The following is a 15,525-nucleotide window of genomic DNA, read 5'->3' as shown; positions in this document are numbered from 1 at the left end:
TACATGAGCGATAAGCTCGGCATCATCGCGGATGATTTCACCGGCGCCCTCATGGTGGCGGGTTATCTCGAGGCCGCCGGAATTCATTGCCCCGTGGTGTTCGATTCCCTGGCCGTCACCGGCGCTGCGCCCGTCATCATCGCCGGAACGCGGACGCGCACGGTTCCGGTGCCGGAGGCGCTGACGCAAGTGAAACGCATGGCGGAGGCTTTCCTGGCCGCGGGCTTTACGCGCCTCGCTTACAAAGCCTGCGCCAGTTTCGATTCGACCGCGGAAGGCAATATCGGCCCGGCCGCCGACCTGCTGGCCGATCTGCAAGGACTGCGGCCGGTGCTGATGAGCGCCGGCTTCCCGCGTTTCGGTTCGACCGTGCATCAGGGTTATCTCTTCTATCGCGGTCGCCTCGTGTCGGAATCGATCAAACGTTTCGATCCGCTGACGCCGATGCCAGATCCCGACCTCGTCCGTTTTCTCGCGCTCCAGACGCCACACCGTATCGGCCTCGTGCCGCATGCGACGCTGCGGCGTGGGCGCGATGCGGCATGGGCCGCGGTCGACGCGCTCAAGGCTGACGGGGCAGGGCATGTCCTCTTCGATACGACCGACGACGATGACGTCGAGATCGCGGCCGATCTCGCGGCGGCGCGGCCCGCCATCCTTGCCGCCAGCGATCCCTTGATCATCGCTTATGCCGAGAGGCTCGCGCGCGGTGCGCCCGCCGCACCGCCGCTGCCGCCTTTCGGCGCCGGTCCCGCCGCGGTGCTGGCCGGCACCGTCGGTCCCGTCATTCTGAGCCAACTCGCGGCCTTTGGGGCGGTCCATCCGGTGCTGACGCTCGATCTTCTCGATCCGCGCGGTGAGGCGGTGGCGATCGCCGCGGCGCTCGACTGGGCGGCGCCGCTGATCGGCATGCAGCCCTTCGCCATCTCGACCGCGACCGATCAGCAAGGCGTCGGTCGCACGCAAGGAGCGCTCGGGCCGACCGGTGCGGCGCGCCTGGCCGAGTTTCTTCTCGGTTCGATTGCCATGGGCCTACGTGAGCGCGGCGTGAAGCGCCTGGTGGTGGCGGGCGGCGAGACCTCCGGCGCGGTGGTGACCGCGCTCGGCATCGCCTCGGTGCGCGCTTTGCCGGAAGGACCGCTCGGCACCGGCTTCTGCGTCACCGATGGTCCGGATCCGCTCTCGCTCTATCTCAAGCCCGGCAAGCTCGGCGCCGATGACGTTCTGCTGCGGGCGCTGGAAGTGATGCGTTAAGCCGCGCGCCAGACTTCACTGAGAATGCGCAAGGCGAGCTCGGGATGTTCGATATGGGGCACGTGCCCGCAGGCATCGAGCGCATGCAAAGCGACATTGCCCGGCAAGCCGGTCGTCGCCGCGAAGGGCAGGATGCGGTCCTGCCGGCCGAACACCACGCGCACGAGATGCGGCAGCCTCGCCAGCTCGGCGCGCACCGACAGGCTCTGCGTGCCGTCCGGAAAGAACCGGCCGGCGAAAGCCCGCATCGCCGCCATCAGCCCATCGTCGCTGCGCTGCTGCATCACGGCGCGCAGGAACGCGTCCGAAATCGCTGCCGGGTCATGCACCAGGAGCTCGAGCCACGGGCGCAGGCTCTCCGGCGCCTTGGCTCTGAGAATCCCCTCGGTGAACGGGCCATTGATCTCAGGGCCGAGTCCACCGGGAGCGAAGAGGCAGAGGCCGCGAATGTCGAGCCGCGCCCGGTGCGCCAGCCTGACCGCCAGCGCGCCGCCGAAAGAATGGCCGGCGAGCACCGCGGGGCCAACCTGCTCTGCCGCGAGCGTCGCTTCGACGAGTTCGGCGATCTCGTCCAGATGGTCGGGGATCGCGCGCGGCGATTGTCCGTGGCCGGGCAGGTCGATCGCCAGCGCCGGCCAGTCGCTGCGCCCGCCGGCGAAAAGACCGCGCCAATTATTGTGGTCGGCGCTGAAGCCATGCAGCATCACCACCGGCACGCCCGAGCCGCGACGCAGCCATACCGCGTGCAGCGGCCGCTCCTTGGCCGCATCCGGCACGGCCGGCGCGGCGAGGCGGGCGAGCACATCCTTGCGCTGGATACGTCCGCCGGGGCCTGAGCCGCTGAGGCCTTCGAGCGACACGCCGCGCTCGCGCGCGATGCGGCGGGCCAGCGGGGTGGGATTGGGGCCTTTGCGCGATGTTGACGTGGGAACGGATGGCGCGCTGATCGCCGGCGCCGCCGCGATCACGCTCTCGACCGTCTTGGCTGGCGCGCTGGCGACAGTTTCGCCGGATGCATAGATGCGCGCGACTTCCGCACCGACATCGACCTCTGTCTCCGCCCCCGTGAGAGTGCGGATGACGCCGGTGCCGGGCGATTCGACCTCGACGGCCGCCTTGTCATTGTCGATTTCGAACAACACCTGTCCGGCCGTGACCGCGTCGCCATCGCCGACGCACCAGCGCGCGATGCGGCCGCTGGCCGCCTCCAGGCTAACCTTTGGAAAGAGGACGTTGACGGGCATTCTCGGTTCTCCTGGAGCCGGCGGACGCGGTGGTATCGGACTGGCCGGCGAGGCCGGCGCGAAGATCCTGGACAAGGCGCACGAGATCAGGCCCGACGCTTTTGAGGCACAGATCCTTAGGGACGATATCGACGATGCCGCCGCAGGTGATCGCGACGAGCGGCGAGCCGTCGGTCGGCCGGAAGGCGACGCCGACCGCATTGATATAGCTGTGCCACATGCCGAAGGCGGCGACGAAGCCTTGCCGGCGGTAGCTCGTCACCGCCTCGTCGACGAGCCGCGGCAGCGTCGTCTTTTTGTCGGGCTCCGCCTTGATGAGATCGGCGATGATGGATGCGCGCAGGTCCGGCTCGGTCTCGGCCAGATAAGCGAGCCCCATCGCGGTGCGATAGATCGGCAGGCGCGAGCCGACATTGAGCCGCAAGGAGACGGGCGACATCGACCGGCAATTGGCGAGATACACCATTTCCAGGCCGTCGCGCGCGCCGAGCGCGACCGCGGCGCCGGTCTTGTCGGCGAGGGACTGCATCAGCGGATGCGCGATATGGATCACCGGATTAGTGCTCAAGGCCGAATAGCCGAGCGACACGGTCGCCGGGCCGATGCTGTAGCGGCCGAGCACCGGGTCGTAATGCAGATAACCCAGGCTGGCGAGCGTATAGGTCAGGCGCGAGATCGTGGCTTTCGGAAGTCCCGTCCTTTCGATCAGATCCTGATTGCCGAGCGAGGCGTCGTCGGCGGTGAAGGCGCGCAGGATCTCCAGCCCGCGCGTCAGCGAGGCGGCCGAGCTGCTGGCTTCGCCGCCATCGCTCCCGTCCATCGGCTTGGTTCTTTTGCGCATGTCGACTTATTCTCCTGATGCCGGACGCCGCGCCCGCATCCACGCGCAAGCCGACAATCTAGAAATGGAATTTAATTTCATTTATGTTGACGGCAGCCCCCGCTGTTGTCAATACTAACTCGACACCCCGTGAGTGCCCATGGCGTCAGAAGAGGGTGAAATCAGGCAGGAAGGACTGGTGCGTGGCCCGCTATATCTTAAGACGGCTGATTGCGATGCCCTTTCTCGTGCTCGGCATCGTCACGCTCGCCTTTCTTTTGACCACGGTCACCAAGGGTGACCCGCTGACCGCCATCGTGTCGGACCGCCAGATGAACGATCCCGAAGCCGTGGCGGCCGCGAAGGCGCGCTGGGGCCTCGATCGCAGCCTGCCGGAGCGCTATCTCATCTATGTCGGCAATCTTCTCAGCGGCGATCTCGGCACATCCTTCATCACACGGCGTCCGGTTGCTCAGGATGTGCTCTTCCGGCTGCCGGCCACGTTGGAGCTCGTCATCGCCGCGATGCTCGTCGGAACCACGATCGGCATCACGCTGGGCGTCCTTGCCGCGTATTTCCACAACACCGGCATCGATCATCTGGCGCGGTTCTTCGCGCTGTTCGGATCGTCCATCCCGGTCTTCTGGCTGGGCCTCGCTTTGCTTTATGTCTTCTCGGTGAAATGGGGGATATTGCCGGGTCCCGGCCGCATCGATCCGCGCGCCGACTTGCCGGCGATGGTGACCGGCTTCATGACCATCGATACGCTGCTTGCGGGCAAGATCAGACTTTTCTTCGATGCGCTCTGGCACTTGATTCTGCCGGCCTTCGTGCTGGGCTGGGCCGTCGCCGGCACGATCTCGCGCCTCGTCCGCGCCAACATGCTGGAAGTCCTCGACCGCGAATTCATCCTGACGGCGCGCGCCAAGGGTGCCGGAGAATTCCGTGTTGTCGTCCGCCACGCCTTGCGCAACACGCTGGTGCCGACCCTCACGGTGATCGGCTATTCCTTCGCCTATCTGCTGACCGGCGCTATTCTCACCGAGACGGTCTTCTCCTGGCCCGGCATGGGCTCCTATGCGGTGGATGCCGCGCGCGGGCTGGACATGCCCGCCATCATCGGCGTGACCATCGTCGGCGGCGTCGTTTTTCTGCTGACCAATCTCATCACCGACATCGCTTATGTCATCGCCAATCCGCGCGTGAGGCTGGGATAGGTCATGACCGCTCTCTCCATCACGCCGATCCGCCGCCCGAGCTGGCTCACGCTGCCTCTGACAATCGGCGCTGTCATCATCCTGTTCTGGCTCGTGGTTACGGTATTGGCACCGGTGCTGAGCCCCTATGATCCGTTGGAAATGGCCGGCCGCCGCCTGCAGGCGCCGAGCTGGGCCCATTGGCTTGGAACCGACGCGCTCGGCCGCGACGTGCTGAGCCGGACGCTCTATGGCGCTTTCCACTCGTTGCCCATCGCGGTGATCGTGGTCGCTCTGTCCGTCGCAATCGGCGCCACGCTTGGCGCTATTTCGGGCTTCATCGGCGGCATAATCGGCGCCGCGATCATGCGTCTCGTCGATGTGACCTTGTCCTTTCCGCCGATGCTGCTCGCCATGGCCGTCGCCGCCTCGCTGGGGCCGGGGCTCGAAAATGCCGCGGTGGCGATGGTCATTGTCTGGTGGCCCGTTTATGCGCGGCTGATGCGGGCCCAGGTGCTGGAGGTGCGCGAGCGCGAGCATGTCGAAGCCGCGGTGGCGTCGGGGGCCAGTGATTCTCGCGTTCTCACCAAACATATCCTGCCGCTGTGCTGGACCCCGGTGCTCATCTCCGCGACCATGGATCTGGGCCAGGTCATCCTGCTCGCCGCCTCGCTGAGCTTCATCGGCCTTGGCGCGACGCCGCCGACGCCCGAATGGGGCTCGATGATCTCGGACGGCGCGGCACAATTCTATTCCTGGTGGGTGGCCTTGGGCCCCGGCCTCGCCATCCTGACCATCGTGCTCGGCTTCAACTTCATCGGGGACGGGTTGCACGACTATTTCGATCCGAAGTCGAAATGACCCGGCAACCGCTCTTCGCCGTTCAGGACCTCCGCGTCGCCTTCGCGCGCGACGGCGAATATTTCGAGGCGGTGCGCGGCATCGGCTTCCATGTCGATCATGGCGAGGTGCTGGGCATTGTCGGTGAGTCGGGATCCGGCAAATCGGTCGGCGTGCTCGCTGCGTTGGGATTGCAGGCCAAGACGGCCAGGGTCCGGGGCTCAGCCCGCTTCCAGGGACGCGAGCTCATCGGCATGCCGCGCCATGAGCTGCGCCAGCTGCGCGGCTCGCGCATCGCCATGATCTTCCAGGACCCGCTGTCGTCGCTGAATCCGGTAATGACGGTCGGCGCGCAGATCGCCGAGACCATCCTGCTGCATAATCCCGCCGTCTCGAAGAAGCAGGCGATGGACCGCGCCATTGCCTTGCTCGAGCTCGTGGCCATTCCTCAGCCTGACCGCCGCGTCGCGCAGTTCCCGCATGAATTCTCGGGCGGCATGCGCCAGCGTGTGATGATCGCCATGGCGGTGGCCAATGATCCCGATCTGCTCATCGCCGACGAGCCCACCACGGCGCTCGACGTCACCGTCCAGGCGCAGATCATGGATGTTCTCGCCGACCTGCAGAAGCGGCTGAATCTCGGGCTCATTTTGATCACCCATGATCTCGGCGTGCTGGCCGGCCATGCCGATCGCGTCGCCGTCGTCTATTCGGGCGAGGTGGTGGAGGAGGCGGGCGTCGATGATCTTTTCAAGCGCCCAAGCCATCCCTATACACGCGGCCTCATCGCCTCGATCCCCAACATGCTCGTAGAGAAGGAGCGGCTGTTCTCGATCGACGGCGCGCCGCCGCCGCTCGGCAAGCTTCCCGGTGGCTGCGCTTTCCATCCGCGCTGCCCGCAGGCCCAGGCCATCTGCAGCGAGACGGCGCCGGTGCTCGAAACCTTCGGCGATCATGGGGTCGCTTGTCATTTCGGACGTTCGGCATGACTGCGCAGGAGCCCCTTCTGTCGGTCAGGGACCTGACCAAACGTTTCGCCATCACCGGCGGCTTGCTGGTGGCGCGCCGGATCGCCGAGGTGACGGCGGTCGCCGGCGTCTCCTTCGATGTGAAAGCGGGCGAGACTTTGGGCCTCGTCGGTGAATCGGGCTGCGGCAAGTCCACGCTCGGCCGCTGCATCCTCAGGCTCATCGAGCCGAGCGGCGGTGAAACGCTTTTCCGCGGGCTCAATATCAATGAGGTCAGCGCGCCTGAGATGCGCCGGCTGCGCCGCAAGATCCAGCTCGTCTTCCAGGATCCTTACGCATCGCTCCATCCGCGCATGCGCGTGGCCGACAATATCGCCGAGCCTTTGCGGATCAGCGATCTGTCAGGGCCTGAGCGCAAGGCGCGCGTCGCCGAGATGCTGGAGCTGGTGCGCTTGAACCCCGAGCATGGCCAGCGTTATCCGCATGAGCTTTCCGGCGGCCAGCGCCAGCGCGTGGTCATCGCGCGTGCTCTGGCGCTCAAGCCCGAGCTTCTGGTGCTGGATGAGCCGGTGTCGGCTCTCGACGTGTCGGTCCAGGCGGGCGTGCTCAATCTCCTCAAGGACATCCAGCGCGATTTCGGCACCGCTTATGTGTTCATCGCGCATGATCTGTCGGTCGTCCAGCATATCTCCGACCGCGTCGCGGTGATGTATCTCGGCAAGATCGTCGAGATCGCCGCCAAGCGGCAGCTCTATTCCGCCCCGATGCATCCCTATACGCAGGCGCTGATGTCGGCGGTTCCGCTGGCCGACCCGGAACGCGAAAGGAAGCGTTCGCGCATCGTGCTCAAGGGCGACCTGCCGAGCCCGATCAATCCGCCCTCCGGCTGCCGTTTCCGCACCCGCTGCCCCATCGCGCAGCCCCTTTGCGCGCAAGTGGAGCCCGTTCTCACCGATCGCCAGGACGGCCATCTGGTCGCCTGCCACTTTCCGAACGCCCTCGACACGAGCCTGTCGGCCAATGGCTGATTTGAGGCTGGGAGAATTGAATGACTGAAACTAGCTTGCCTCTTGCCGGCCTCCGCGTGCTCGATCTGACGCGCGTGTTGGCCGGCCCATGGGCGACCATGAGCCTTGCCGATCTCGGCGCCGATGTCTGGAAGATCGAGAACATCAAGGGCGGCGACGATACGCGCGCCTGGTCGGTGCCCAATTACAAGGGCGTCAGCACCTATTATCTCTGCGCCAATCGCGGCAAGCACAGCATCGCCCTTGACCTGAAGGCGCCGGAAGGCCGCCAGATCGTGCTCGATCTCGCGGCCAAAGCCGATATCGTGGTGGAGAATTTCCGCGCCGGCACCAGCGAGCGTCTCGGCATCGGCTATGAGCAGGTCCGCAAGCTCAATCCCGGTGTCATCTATTGCTCGATCTCGGGCTATGGACAGACGGGCCCGGAGCGCGACCGTCCGGGTTACGACTTCATCATGCAGGCCGAAAGCGGTCTCATGTCGATCACCGGTCAGGTCGACGGACCGCCGAACCGTCTGGGCGTCGCCTTCACCGACGTCGTGGCGGGCATGATCGCCACCCAATCCATCCTGGCGGCGCTCTATCAGCGGCGCGACACCGGCCGCGGCCAGTATATCGACGTCGCCCTGCTTGACTCGACGCTCAACATGCTGATCAATATCGGCACCGGTTATCTCAATGCCGGGGTGGAGCCGGTGCGCTACGGCAACGCGCATCCGACCGTCGTGCCCTATCAGGTCTTCGACACCGACGACGGTGTTTTCGCTCTCGCGGTCGGCAATGACCGCATGTTCATCGACTTCTGCGAGCAGGTGATCGACCGCCCGGACCTTGCGCGCGATCCGCGTTTCACGTCCTCGCACCAGCGCGCCCTGAACCGCGAGGCGCTTCTGCCGCTGCTTGCGGATATAATGCGGCAACGCTCCTGCGAATATTGGCTCGATGCCTGCCACAAGGCCAGCGTCCCGGCGGGCCGGGTCAAGACGGTGGCCGAGGCGCTGCAGAGCTCGACGGTCATCGAGCGCGGCGTGATCCAGAAGCTCGAGCATCCCGAGCTTGGTACCATTGCCCTCATCCGCCCGGCCCACGGCCTCGCCGCGCAAAGTACACATCAGGCCAAGGCGCCACCGATGCTCGGCGAGGATACGCGCATTATCTTGCGGGATGTCCTCGGATTGGACGACCCCGCGATCGACAAACTCGCTGCGTCGGGCGTCATCGCCTGTCGCGACAGCATGTCGCCGGCGCCGCGGCATGAGCTGGTGAGGAGTGTGCCGCATGAATGAAGCCTTTGTCATCGATGGCCTGCGCACGCCCTTCGGCCGTTATGGCGGCGCCCTTGCTTCGGTCAGGGCGGATGATCTGGCCGCACTTCCCTTGGCGGCCCTCAAGGAGCGTCATGCCGGTCTTGACTGGACGAAGCTCGACGATGTCATCCTCGGCTGCGCCAACCAGGCGGGCGAGGACAATCGCAATGTCGCGCGTATGGCCGCCCTTCTGGCCGGACTGCCGGCAACCGTTCCGGGTGTCACCCTCAACCGCCTCTGCGGCTCGGGCCTCGATGCGGTGGGAACCGCCGCGCGGGCGATCCGCGCGGGCGAATGTGACCTGATGATCGCCGGCGGCGTCGAGAGCATGACCCGCGCGCCCTTCGTGATGGGAAAGGCGGAAACGGCCTTTTCACGCGCCGCGTCCATTCATGACACCACCATCGGCTGGCGTTTCGTCAATCCCCGCATGAAGGCGCTTTACGGCGTCGACTCCATGCCGGAGACCGCGGACAATGTCGCGGCGGATTTCGGCATCGCCCGCGCCGATCAGGATGCTTTCGCATTGCGCAGCCAGCAGCGCTGGGCAGCGGCCCAGGCCGAGCGGCGTTTCGATGCCGAGATCGCGCCGGTCACCTTGCCGCAGAAGAAGGGCGAGCCCATTGTCATCACCACCGACGAGCATCCGCGACCGGACACCCGCCTGGACCAGCTCACCAAGCTGAAAGGCATCAACGCACCGGATCTCACCGTCACCGCGGGCAATGCATCCGGCGTCAATGACGGCGCCGCGGCACTTCTGTTGGCCTCAGGCGCCATGGCGAAATCGCTCGGACTCACCCCGCGCGCCCGTGTCGTCGGCATGGCGGTCGCCGGTCTCGAGCCGCGCATCATGGGGTATGGCCCGGTGCCGGCGATCCGCAAGCTGTTGCAGCGGACCGGCCTCACGCTCGACCAGATGGATGTCATCGAGCTCAACGAGGCCTTCGCGGCGCAAGCGCTCGCGGTTTTGCGCGGCCTCGGTCTGCCGGATGACGCGCCGCATGTGAACGCCAATGGCGGTGCCATCGCCATCGGCCATCCGCTCGGCGCCAGTGGCGCCCGTCTGGCCCTGACTGCCGTGAACGAGCTGCATCGCCGCGGCGGCCATTATGCGCTGTGCACCATGTGCATCGGCGTCGGCCAGGGCATCGCCCTCATTCTTGAACGGGTCTGATAATCGACATGACAGTGAAGCTCGAAAGGCGGAACGGCATTGCCGTCGTCACCATCGACAATCCGCCGGTCAACGCGCTGGGCCGCGCGGTGCGCGAGAAATTGTGGGCGTTGGCCGGCGAGCTCGACGAGGACCCGTCCGTTCGCGCCGTGGTCCTCACCGGTGCCGGCAAATTGTTTGTCGGCGGCGCCGACATCACCGAATTCGACCGCCCGGTCGAACCGCCGGGCCTGCCGGAGCTGATCGCCCGCATCGAAGCCGCGGCAAAGCCCTGGGTCGGGGCCATTCGCGGTGTGGCACTTGGTGGCGGGCTCGAGATCACGCTCGGCTGCTGCTTTCGTATCGCCACCGCCGATGCGCGCTTCGCCCTTCCGGAGACCACGCTCGGCATCATTCCCGGCGCCGGCGGTACCCAGCGTCTGCCGCGCCTCATCGGTATCGACCATGCCATTGGGGTCGTCGCGGAGAATCTGACGCTCGATGCGGCGCATGCGGTCGAGCTCGGTCTTGTCGATCGTTTGGTCGATGAGCCGCTGGTCGATGCCGCCGAGGCTTTTGTCCTCGAGGCGCTCGAGCGGCCTTTGCCCGAGCCTGTCTCGCGCCGCCCGGTCGCGGCAGTCGATCCCGCACGGTTGCAAGAGGCCGAGGCCCGCATCCGCCGTGCAGCAAGAGGCGCGGCCGCCCCGCCTCTCGCGCTTGCCGCACTGCGCTTTGGTCTCGAACATGGTTTCGCGTCCGGCATGGCCAATGAACGCGCGGTTTTCCTCAAACTCCGCGCCAGCCCGGAAGCCGCGGCGCTGCGTTATCTTTTCTTCGCCGAACGTGCGGCGTTGCGGCCGGCGGATATGCGCGGCATCACGCCTTTCGCCATCGGCCGCGTCGGCGTGGTCGGTGGCGGCACCATGGGCGTCGGCATTGCCGCCGCCTTGCGGAATGCGAATCTCCCCGTTGTCCTTGTCGAGCGCGACGAGACGAGCCTGGCGCGGGGCATGGCCGCGCTGGCGGCGGTATTCCAGGCTGCTCGCAAGAAGGGCGGCCTCTCCGAGGCGGAGGCTGAAAGGCGCATCGGCGCTGTCACCGGCGCCGTCGGCTACGCGGCACTTGCCGAATGTGATCTGGTGATCGAAGCGGTCTTCGAGGATCTCAGCGTCAAGCGCGCGGTCTTCGCCGAGCTCGGCCGCATTTGCCGCCGTGATGCCGTGCTCGCGACCAATACCTCCTATATCGATCCGCGCCTGATCGCCGCAGGCCTCCCCGAGCCCGGACGTTTCATCGGCCTGCATTTCTTCAGTCCGGCGCAGGTCATGAAGCTCCTCGAGATCGTTCCGACGCCGGCGACACGGCCGGAGGTGCTGGCGACGGCGTTCGATCTCGCCCGTAGGCTGGCCAAGATCCCGGTGCGTTCCGGCATTTGCGACGGCTTCATCGGCAACCGCATTCTGCGCCGGTATCGGACCGAAGCGGAGGTCCTGCTGCGTGACGGCGTTTCCGCCGCCGCTATCGATGCGGCGATGCGCGGCTTCGGCTTCGCCATGGGGCCCTTCGAGATGCAGGATATGGCGGGCCTCGATATCTCCTTCCTGTATCGGGAGGCGGCGCGGTCCAGGGGCGAGACCGTGCCCGAAACGCCGGGCGATCTCCTGGTGCGTGCCGGGCGCAAGGGACAGAAGACCGGCGGCGGCTGGTATGATTATGCCCCGGGCGACCGTACGCCGCAGCCTTCGGCGGAAGCCGCCCGCATTCTCGCGCCGATGCAGGCGCCGCCGCAGACGCTTGCCCCGGAGGCAATTGTCGAACGGCTTCTCGCCGCCATGGCAGCCGAGGGCCAGGCGATCCTCGCTGAAGGCATAGCAGCCATCCCTACGGACATTGATCTTGTCGAGGTGCACGGCTACGGCTTCCCCCGCAGGCGCGGCGGACCGATGTTCCAGGCGTCCCGCGCGGCCAACCGAACTCAAGACGGGAATTGAAATGACGAATTACTCCGACACGCAGCTCTTCATCGATGGCGCCTGGCGCCCGGCCACTGGCGGCCGCACCATTCCCGTCCTCAATCCCGCCACCGGCCAATCGATCGGCGCCGTCGCCTGGGCCGACAAGAGCGATCTCGATGCGGCGCTTGCCGCCGCGGCGAAGGGCTTCGAAGTCTGGCGCAAGATGTCGGCCTATGACCGCGCCAAGCTCATGCGCCGCGCCGCCGACAATCTGCGCGCCCGGGCGGAAGAGATCGCGGTGATGATGACGCTGGAGCAGGGCAAGCCGCTCGCCCAGTCGCGCATGGAGACGCTCGCCGCCGCCGATATTATCGACTGGTTCGCCGGCGAGGCGCCGCGCGCTTATGGACAGGTGATCCCGTCGCGCGCGCCCGATGTCGTCCAGATGACGCTCAAGCTCCCTGTGGGCCCGGTCGCTGCCTTCACGCCCTGGAACTTCCCCATCAATCAGGTGGTGCGCAAGATGTCGGCGGCCCTTGCCGCCGGCTGCTCGATCATCGTCAAGGCGCCGGAAGAGACGCCGGCCTCACCCGCCGCCCTCATCAAGGCCTTCGCCGACGCCGGCATTCCGGCGGGTGTCGTCAATCTGGTTTACGGCGTGCCGGCCGAGATCTCCGAATATCTGATTCCGCATCCGGTCATCCGCAAGATCAGCTTCACCGGCTCGACGCCGGTCGGCAAGCAGCTTGCCGCTCTGGCGGGCCTGCATATGAAGCGCGCCACCATGGAGCTCGGCGGCCATGCGCCGGTGATCGTGGCCGAGGATGTCGACGTGGAGTCGGTGGTCGGCATGATGGTGGCCAACAAGTTCCGCAATGCCGGGCAGGTCTGCGTCTCGCCGACGCGTTTCCTGGTTCAGGAGCGCATCGCCGATGAATTCACCGACCGCTTCACCGCCGGCACCAAGGCGATCCGCGTCGGCGACGGCCTCAAGGCTGATGTCGACATGGGGCCGCTCGCCAATGACCGGCGCATTCCCGCCCTCGAGGCGCTCATCGGTGACGCGGTGGACCACGGCGCGCGTCTGACCACCGGCGGCCGCCGCATCGGCAATGAAGGATGGTTCTTCGAGCCGACCGTTCTGGCCGACGTGCCGGTGAAGGCGCGCATCATGAACGAGGAGCCTTTCGGGCCGGTCGCGGTGATCAATCGTTTCGGCACGCTCGACGAAGCGATCGCCGAGGCGAACCGTTTGCCCTTCGGCCTCGCGGCTTTCGCCTTCACCCGCAACAGCGCCACCGCTACGCGTTTCGGCAACGAGATCGAAGCGGGCATGACGACGATCAATCATCTGGGCCTGGCTCTGCCGGAGGTTCCCTTCGGCGGCATCAAGGATTCGGGCCACGGCACCGAAGGCGGCTCGGAAGCGCTCGACGCCTATTTCGATACGCGTCTCGTCACCCGCAAGGGCTGAGTTCTAGCTGGAGCATCGGACCGAAAGGTGCGAAGCGGTTTTCGGATAATCCGATGCGCAAATAAGAGATACTGCGCCGGCGCGTTCTGATGAACGTGCCGGCGCCTTTCATCAAACCTGCGGCGGCTTGCGCCGGAAGAGTTTGGTGATGGCGCCGCCGCCCACCGCGACGGCGATGAGGATCACTTTCCAGAATTTGGCGAGCGCCAGGCCGATCACCGCGAAAAGACCGAGCTTCTTCGCCGCCGCCCCGCCGATCAGCGCCGCGAGGCCGAACTCGGCCAGCCGATCGGTTGAGGCATTGTAATCCGTGTAACGCTGGCCAAGCTTGTAATCGAGCGCCGCCAGCAGCGCGCCGGCATGTTTCTTGTCGTCGGCGATGGTGTCCTCGCCGGTCACCAGATTGAGCTCGAAATAGCCCTGCCGTCCCAGCGCGTAGGTGTTGTAGTTGATCGTCGCGGCGCTGGTGGTGCCGCGGTCGCGTGCCAGGATCGACCACACCAGGCGATGGGTTGCTTCGTCATAAGCCGGCTTCTCGGCCCAGCCGACGACGTCGAAGGGCGGGATGCCGCGCTCGGCGCGTGTCTTGTTGTCGAGTTCGGTGCCGTCCTTCAGGGATTGCAGCAGGTCGTCGGCATTCCAGGTCTTGGCGTCTTCGTCGGCGATGTGGCCGCTGTCGGTGTAATTGACCGTCACGAACCAGAAGGGATCCTGCTTCGGAATGATGAGGCCGAGGAAGTTTTCATTGGTCGTGTTGCCCAGCGCCCGCATGAAAGCCGACGCTTCGGCGACGGGAATGAAGCTGTAGGAATCGGAAAGGCGGATCGTCGCGAGCTCGCGCAGAGCGACGTCAGCGGGGCCGTTGGTCGCCGCCTTCACCGCCGCGACATAGGCCCGGTCTATTTCGGCTTGTGCCGGCGTCGGGGCGCTGTCCTGGGCCATGGCGGCGGGAAGCCAGAGGAGGGAGAGGAGCAGGAGGGCAAGCAGGCGGGAAAGGCGCAAAGTCATGGCGATCACATGCTTCCGGTTGCAGGTCGAAAGAATGCGAAGAGGTAGCACGTCACGGAAAATTGAATCAACGGTCAAACGTTGTCTGGCGCAGTCCTGCGACGGCACCCCCCCTGGGCCTGGATGCGGGCAGGGCTTGGCGGTATCCAGCCGTTTCAATTTTTGCTGGATGACTGTGCGCCTGACGGGGAGTGAGCACCCAGAATACCAGTGTAAATTCGACAGTTCAGCCCCGCCGGTCGGTACTGCAAGTCGATCGTTCCAGACAGCGTGTCCGAGACCATCCGGGTCAGAAGCCTGGTGCCAAACCCTTCTCGTTCCGGTTTTACCACCTCTGGTCCGCCCTGCTCACGCCAGTCGAGTATCATCCGGCCATCGTCGCTTTTGGTCCAGCTCAGGAGAACTTGCCCCTCCGGACGTGATAACGCGCCATATTTGAGGGCATTGGTGCATAGTTCGTGGAGCACCATGCTGAAACCCGTGACGACTGGCCCTCCGATCTCGATTGATGGGCCGCTTAAAACGATGGAATCTGGTCGAACTTCACGATAGGGCGCGGTGATGCGTTCGGCGATGTCCCTGATATCCGCGGCGCCTGCCTCGGTATCGAGAACAATTTCATTGGCGAGTGAAAGAGCCTGCAAACGTCCAAGATAGCTCTGCAATGCCGCTTTCTGGTCCGTTCCTTGGCTGAATATCTGCCGGGCGAGCGCCTGAACCACGGTAAACGAGTTCCTCACCCGATGGCGCAGCTCGCGCGCCACAATTCCCAATTGATCTTCAATCCGGCGTTTTTCAGTGATGTCGACCAGGAAGCCTGTGATTTTAGGCCGTCCCTTGTGGGAATAGACATATTGGGCACGATACAGGAGATGCTTGGTGATGTTCGGCGGCACAATGATCGAAAGATCGGCCGTGACCTGGGTTCGATCCTCTTCTCTTCCTGCGTCGCCGAGAGGACGGGGGGTCAACTGCCCTTTGGAAATGAGTTCCCTGACAACTTCCCAGCTGGCGCCAAGGCGTGCGACCTTTTCAAGCTCACCAGGCGCGTATCGAGACCGTAGCTCGGCAAGCGACGGCTTGTAGTCTCGGGGAAAGCCGAACATCTCGTTCAATTCTGGCGTAATCGTCACCGCGCCAGTTTCCAGGTCGATCTCCCAGATCGCCATCTTGCCGGCTTCGACAGCGAACCGGAGGCGCTCCTCGCTCTCGAGCAAAGCCAGATCCGCTTCGATTTTATCGGAGATGGACGTCATGGGCGGGTCATCGTCGCTA

Annotated in this window: 13 protein-coding genes; 9 read left to right on the top strand and 4 right to left on the bottom strand. The window is 65.4% G+C overall.

Features of this window, described 5'->3' with window-relative positions; all coding sequences use genetic code 11:
* The first annotated feature begins 3 nt into the window (after positions 1 to 3).
* Positions 4 to 1,254, top strand: a complete 1,251-nt coding sequence (locus tag JHL16_RS29010; protein ID WP_200188363.1) for a four-carbon acid sugar kinase family protein — start codon at positions 4 to 6, stop codon at positions 1,252 to 1,254.
* Here JHL16_RS29010 and JHL16_RS29005 read toward each other — a convergent pair.
* Both JHL16_RS29005 and JHL16_RS29000 read right to left on the bottom strand, forming a co-directional pair.
* Entirely contained in the window at positions 1,251 to 2,498 is a 1,248-nt protein-coding gene (locus JHL16_RS29005; RefSeq protein WP_200188362.1) for an acetoin dehydrogenase dihydrolipoyllysine-residue acetyltransferase subunit, read from the bottom strand. The two genes, JHL16_RS29010 and JHL16_RS29005, sit on opposite strands and share 4 nt — an antisense overlap.
* Positions 2,467 to 3,339, bottom strand: a complete 873-nt coding sequence (locus JHL16_RS29000; RefSeq protein ID WP_200188361.1) for an IclR family transcriptional regulator — start codon at positions 3,337 to 3,339, stop codon at positions 2,467 to 2,469. The genes JHL16_RS29005 and JHL16_RS29000 overlap by 32 nt, the downstream gene beginning before the upstream one ends.
* Positions 3,340 to 3,521: 182 nt before the next feature.
* Here JHL16_RS29000 and JHL16_RS28995 point away from each other — a divergent pair, with 182 nt between their 5' ends.
* The 8 genes from JHL16_RS28995 to JHL16_RS28960 are packed head-to-tail and all read left to right on the top strand — an operon-like array spanning position 3,522 to position 13,242.
* Positions 3,522 to 4,535 (top strand): ABC transporter permease subunit, encoded by a 1,014-nt coding sequence (locus tag JHL16_RS28995; protein WP_200188360.1) that lies wholly within the window; start codon positions 3,522 to 3,524, stop codon positions 4,533 to 4,535.
* A gap of 3 nt (positions 4,536 to 4,538) precedes the next feature.
* Positions 4,539 to 5,375, top strand: coding sequence for an ABC transporter permease (locus tag JHL16_RS28990; RefSeq protein WP_200188359.1), 837 nt, complete (start codon positions 4,539 to 4,541; stop codon positions 5,373 to 5,375).
* Positions 5,372 to 6,343, top strand: coding sequence for an ABC transporter ATP-binding protein (locus tag JHL16_RS28985; protein WP_200188358.1), 972 nt, complete (start codon positions 5,372 to 5,374; stop codon positions 6,341 to 6,343). Before JHL16_RS28990 ends, JHL16_RS28985 begins: the two co-directional genes overlap by 4 nt.
* On the top strand, positions 6,340 to 7,350 hold the full coding sequence (locus JHL16_RS28980; protein ID WP_200188357.1) for an ABC transporter ATP-binding protein: 1,011 nt from the start codon (positions 6,340 to 6,342) through the stop codon (positions 7,348 to 7,350). Before JHL16_RS28985 ends, JHL16_RS28980 begins: the two co-directional genes overlap by 4 nt.
* A 20-nt stretch (positions 7,351 to 7,370) precedes the next feature.
* Positions 7,371 to 8,636, top strand: coding sequence for a CaiB/BaiF CoA transferase family protein (locus JHL16_RS28975; protein WP_200188356.1), 1,266 nt, complete (start codon positions 7,371 to 7,373; stop codon positions 8,634 to 8,636).
* Positions 8,629 to 9,834 (top strand): 3-oxoadipyl-CoA thiolase, encoded by a 1,206-nt coding sequence (gene pcaF / locus JHL16_RS28970; RefSeq protein WP_200188355.1) that lies wholly within the window; start codon positions 8,629 to 8,631, stop codon positions 9,832 to 9,834. The genes JHL16_RS28975 and pcaF overlap by 8 nt, the downstream gene beginning before the upstream one ends.
* Positions 9,835 to 9,842: 8 nt before the next feature.
* The gene (locus tag JHL16_RS28965) at positions 9,843 to 11,804 is read left to right on the top strand and encodes a 3-hydroxyacyl-CoA dehydrogenase NAD-binding domain-containing protein (RefSeq protein ID WP_200188354.1); all 1,962 of its coding nucleotides are present in this window, start codon (positions 9,843 to 9,845) and stop codon (positions 11,802 to 11,804) included.
* A 1-nt stretch (position 11,805) separates the two neighbouring features.
* The gene (locus JHL16_RS28960; RefSeq protein ID WP_200188353.1) at positions 11,806 to 13,242 is read left to right on the top strand and encodes an NAD-dependent succinate-semialdehyde dehydrogenase; all 1,437 of its coding nucleotides are present in this window, start codon (positions 11,806 to 11,808) and stop codon (positions 13,240 to 13,242) included.
* Between the two features lie 111 nt (positions 13,243 to 13,353).
* Here the strand turns inward: JHL16_RS28960 and JHL16_RS28955 are convergent, their stop codons facing one another.
* Positions 13,354 to 14,250 carry a DUF2167 domain-containing protein gene (locus tag JHL16_RS28955; protein ID WP_200188352.1) on the bottom strand — a complete coding sequence of 299 codons (897 nt, stop codon included), beginning with the start codon at positions 14,248 to 14,250 and terminating at the stop codon, positions 13,354 to 13,356.
* Between the two features lie 155 nt (positions 14,251 to 14,405).
* Positions 14,406 to 15,506, bottom strand: a complete 1,101-nt coding sequence (locus JHL16_RS28950) for a sensor histidine kinase (RefSeq protein ID WP_200188351.1) — start codon at positions 15,504 to 15,506, stop codon at positions 14,406 to 14,408.
* Positions 15,507 to 15,525: the final 19 nt, after the last annotated feature.

The sequence above is a fragment of the Taklimakanibacter albus genome, from assembly GCF_016595235.1.
In the GTDB taxonomy this organism is placed as follows: domain Bacteria; phylum Pseudomonadota; class Alphaproteobacteria; order Rhizobiales; family Aestuariivirgaceae; genus Taklimakanibacter; species Taklimakanibacter albus.
Note: the sequence above shows the minus strand (reverse complement) of the source record. Positions and strands in the feature narration are given on the sequence as shown.